This is a genomic window from Streptomyces sp. NPDC042638, from assembly GCF_040647235.1.
GTDB lineage: Bacteria > Actinomycetota > Actinomycetes > Streptomycetales > Streptomycetaceae > Streptomyces > Streptomyces rameus.
In genome coordinates this window covers 1-4456 of record NZ_JBEZBT010000129.1, presented here as the reverse complement: position 1 = coordinate 4456, position 4456 = coordinate 1, and the positions used below count along the sequence as shown (strand labels likewise).

Sequence of the window (4456 nt, the reverse complement as noted above, 5' to 3'; positions counted from 1 at the left end):
CCCCGGTGCCGAGCGCCCCGACAGAGCGGAGGCCGGGGCGGACCGGTCCGCGATCCGCCCCGACAACCGGTGGGCAGAGCGCCCGTGGCGCGGTCGAGGCGGTCAGCCGCAGCCGCCGCCGCACTGACACGCGCCGCCACTCTGACAGCCGCAGCTGCAGCCGGGACCGCACTGGCAACCACTCATCTGAGAACCCTGAGGCTGGGCAGGTCGCTGGCCGTTCATAGGCCCGTCCTTCCGTATATGCCCGGCGTTCTACCGAGCCATCAATGACCCAGCACTTCCCACGCTGCGGGCGGTCCTAAGCCTGCTCCGCGTGACATGCCGGGTGGACTGGGGTGACCTTGCGGCGCGGCGCGCTCCACCGCTCTCCCGACAGCTCCGGCGCACGAGGCTTCGACAACGACGCGGTCCCGCGGAAGGCGAGAAGCCGCTTCTGAGCTGACCCTGGCCCTCAATCAGGGCGAGGGTACAGCCGGGGTCGCCCGCTTCGAGCAGGCTACGGCAGGTCGGCGACCACCCGCTGCCACGCCTCGAACTCACCCCACCGCGGGTGCTCTGCCAGCGGTTGCCGCAGCGGCGCCACCGGGCTGAGCAGCCGGCGAACCATCCGGAGCGTGAGGATCTGCGAGCGCTCCAGCTCACGCCAGCGCGGCGCCAGCGCGGCGGCCGTCTCACGGTCCACCGGCAGGGCGTCGAGCGCCCGTTCGAGCACGGTCCGTGGATCGAGCAGCGGCACGTCCGTCCGCGCGCCCACCGTCTTGAACAGTGAGCTTCTGAGCCACAGGTCGCGCAGCAGCCATTCGCCGTGCTGCGCCCCCGTGGCCCGCTCGGCGGCGGCCAGCAGAGCCGACCATGCCGTGCCGACCGCCTGCCACCGCTCCACCGTCAGCCGGGCCGGATCCTTCTGGACGCGGGCGGCGAACAGCTGCGCCGCGGCGATCCAGTGGTGCACCGTGCCTTCCGCCCGGGCCACCTCCCCGGCCGACCAACGGCGTACGTGGGCGTCCAGGTCGAGCTGGTCGAGTCCATCCAAGAGCGCACTCATCCCAAGTGCACCCCGACCGCCTCGAACAGTTCCTTCCTCTCCCCGGTGTGGTGCTCGCGCCACGTCGCGAGCCCTCCCCCGGTCAGGACGCTCGAGGTGCGCACGATCCCGACGATGGTGCGCCGGGCCGCACGCTCGGCTTCCGTGACCAACTGAGCCATCCCGCTCCAGCCCTTCCGTTACCTGTGCGGACACACCCGCGCCGCGCTCAACGAAACCATGCTCGCGACGCATGTTCGCGCATGATCTCGGCGCAGGGCCGGCAGATGGCGGCTGCCAAGCCGGCACAGGTACCCGCGCCGCAAGTCGGCCATGACCCCCAGGCGACGCGGTCAGGCAGAGGGGCGCCGACTGGCGCCGCCTCCGCTGCCCCCTCAGCGGGATCAAGGTCTCCGGATGAGCGCCCATGACCCAGGACCCCAGCAGATCGCGCAGGGCCACGATGTCCTGGCGCAGCGCCAAGCCAGTGCGGAGCCCGCTACTGGCCTCGGTAACTCCGCAGCCGCTGATCTTGGCGCAGCTGAGGTGCCGTCACCGTGAATCCGCGCGACGATTGCGGAATCCCCAGGTGAGCAGAGTTTCGGCGAAGGTGCCTTCAAGCGGGTTAATGCACTTCCCCGCATGCGCGGGGAGCACGGCCGTACAGCGCGAGCAACCCCACGGGCGCGGGGTGTTCCGGCGGGCAGAGGACTCTTGAGGTCGCCATCGCCGGCACCGACAGCAAGCCTCCCCCCGAGTCGAGCCGAATGAGCAGGCCCGGGTCGCCAGCCACGCCGTGCCTGGTCCCACTCGCCGAGGCCTGGGACTCCGGCGCCTCGGCCTGGACTGCGGCGGAGCGGGAGGCTTACGCCAACGACCTCGGCGACGACCGCGCTCTGATCGCGGTCTCGGCCGCCTCCAACCGTTCCAAGGCCGACCAGGATCCCTCCACCTGGCTGCCGCCGGCCGCCGGGTACCGCTGCCAGTACGCCACCGACTGGATCGCCGACAAGACTCGCTGGGACCTGAGCATCGACACCGCCGAGTCCCGCACTCACCGACCTGCTCGACACGTGCCCCAACACACCGATCACGGTCACGCCAGCCTGCTGAGCACCGCGTCAAAGACGCAGTTACCGCAACCTGGCCATACCGCGAGGTCCGGACCGCATGCACAGGGCCCCTGACGGGACAGTCCGTGCGCTCCGGCCGACGGCCGTCGCAACGCGACCCTGCTCGGCGCCGGCACCCCCACCGGCCTGCCACCTCCATGTTCCGTGGCCGATGTCGACGTCGGCGCCGCGATCCGGCCGTGCTGCGCGGGCCGGCGGCACTTCAGAGGCTCGGCAAAGCGGTCGCTGCTGTGGGGCGGGGTTGCCGCGCCCGGGGTGAGCCCACCTGTGGGCAGTTGCGCGCCGTGATCGTTATCAGGCCGAAAACGGGACGGCGACCCGCCGCTGAAGCGGCCGGGGGAAACGTTGCAGCGCCCGGGCGGTGCGGTGCGGGACGGGTGGCTGGATGCTGATCACTCACCGGTATGAATGCGGAATTACCCGCCTGTACGTGGACATGCTGTCGTCGGTTGCCGGAGAGCAGCCGGCGGAACTCAGGCAGTGGGTCGTGGCCCCGACCGGGCTCGTGGGGAGGGCGCAGCGTGAAGCGTCCGACTGGGTCTGGAGCGGTGGGGTCAGCCGTGGGGGTGCCCGAGTTCTGCTTGCCCGTCGCCGGCGAAGTGGTCGCTCAACGAGTAGTTCTCCGACTGCCCGGAGAGTTTCGACAGCCTCCCGTACGGCGGCGGCCGGATGGAATCAACTGACGGCTGTCTGTGGCAGGCGGTCGGTGAACGGTGAAGGAATGACGATGAGCACTGCTCAAACAGAGGCACCGGAAGGTGAGCGCTCCACCGCGTCGATCAGCACGGTCGCGGGGACCGGAGTCCAGGGATTCGCCGGGGACAACGAGCGTGTTACGGCGGCCCAGTTGAACCGCCCCTACAGTCTCGCGATGGACAGCACCGGCACCCTCTACTTCTCCGACCGTGACAACCACCGGATCCGGAAGATCACGACTGACGGGAAGATCAGCACGGTCGCGGGGACCGGCACCGCGGGATTCAAGGGGGACAGCGGCCCTGCCGTCTCCGCCCAGCTGAAGACGCCGCGCGGGGTGGCGGTGGACAGCGCGGGCGACCTCTACTTCGCCGATAGTGAGAACCACCGGATCCGGAAGATCACGGCCGACGGGAAGATCAGCACGGTCGCGGGCACCGGCACCGCGGGCTTCCGTGGTGACGGCGGCCCGGCCACCGCCGCCCAGTTGAACCTCCCGTACTCGGTGGCGGTGGACAGTGCCGGCGTCCTCTACGTCGCCGACGGCGGCAATCACCGGGTCCGCAGGATCGCGGCCGACGGGCAGATCAGTACGGTCGCGGGGACCGGAGCCGCGGGATTCGGGGGAGACGGTGGTCCCGCGGTGTCAGCCTTGCTGAAATGGCCGATCGGGGTGGCGCTGGACGGCGCGGGCGCGCTGTACGTCGTAGACAGTCAGAACCACCGGGTCCGGAGGGTTACGGCCGACGGGAAGATCAGTACGGTCGTCGGCACGGGCACCTCGGGTTTCGGCGGTGACGGCGGACCTGCGGCCTCCGCGAAGCTGGCGGCCCCGGTAGGGGCGGTGGTGGACAGTACCGACACTCTCTACATCGCTGACTACGGCAACCACCGGGTCCGGAAGGTCACGGCTGACGGGACGATCAGCACGGTTGCCGGCACGGGTACCGCGGGTTTCGGCGGTGACGGCGGCCCGGGCACCTCGGCCCAGCTGAACAACCCGATCGGGTTCGCGGTGGACTGCGTCGACACCCTCTACATCGCCGACTACAACAACCACCGGATCCGGAAGATCGCGTCGGCGAGGATGGCTGGGCTGCCCGAGTCGGGCACGGTGGTCTCCTGGGCGAATGTCCGCAGCAGGCTGCGGATGGGGGTCCACCGGGAGTCCCTCAAGGACGGGGCCGAGATCCACCAGGTGCTCACCGCCCCCAGAGACCATCAGCGGTGGCGGCTGGTCGTGGCGGGCCGGGAGGACGGCGATGTGCTGTACCGGATCGAGAACGTGCGCAGCGGCAGGGTGCTGGAGGTCGTCGGAGCCCAGGAGGCGGTCGGGGCGGTGGTGGCGCAGCGCGCCTACGAGGGCAGCGACGCACGCCATCAGCAGTGGCGGCTGATCCCGGTGGGCTCCGCGAACGGCACGCCGGCGGTGTATGAGATCGCGAACCGTAACAGCGGTCTTCTCCTGCGTGTCGACACCAACGCCCGCGCGGCGATCAGGCAGGACGGCGCGGAGGGCGACCACCGGGAACGGCAGTGGCAGCTAGGTCGTCCCGGCAGCCGAAGAGCGCATACCCCTCACTCAAAGCGGCAGGCAGCT

General features: G+C 70.4%; 3 protein-coding genes and 1 pseudogene. 2 read left to right on the top strand and 2 right to left on the bottom strand.

Going from position 1 to position 4456, the window contains the following annotated elements:
- Window positions 1–499: 499 nt before the first annotated feature.
- Both AB0B40_RS37985 and AB0B40_RS37980 read right to left on the bottom strand, forming a co-directional pair.
- Window positions 500–1048 (bottom strand): hypothetical protein, encoded by a 549-nt coding sequence (locus AB0B40_RS37985; RefSeq protein WP_362268189.1) that lies wholly within the window; start codon window positions 1046–1048, stop codon window positions 500–502.
- Window positions 1045–1209 (bottom strand): hypothetical protein, encoded by a 165-nt coding sequence (locus AB0B40_RS37980; protein WP_362268187.1) that lies wholly within the window; start codon window positions 1207–1209, stop codon window positions 1045–1047. The genes AB0B40_RS37985 and AB0B40_RS37980 overlap by 4 nt, the downstream gene beginning before the upstream one ends.
- 618 nt (window positions 1210–1827) lie before the next feature.
- Between AB0B40_RS37980 and AB0B40_RS37975 the strand changes: the two are divergent.
- A pseudogene (locus AB0B40_RS37975) lies at window positions 1828–2140 on the top strand (HNH endonuclease family protein); the annotation flags it as partial.
- Window positions 2141–2887: 747 nt separating this feature from the next.
- A partial coding sequence (locus AB0B40_RS37970; RefSeq protein ID WP_362268185.1) for an RICIN domain-containing protein occupies window positions 2888–4456 on the top strand: 1569 nt, incomplete at its 3' end.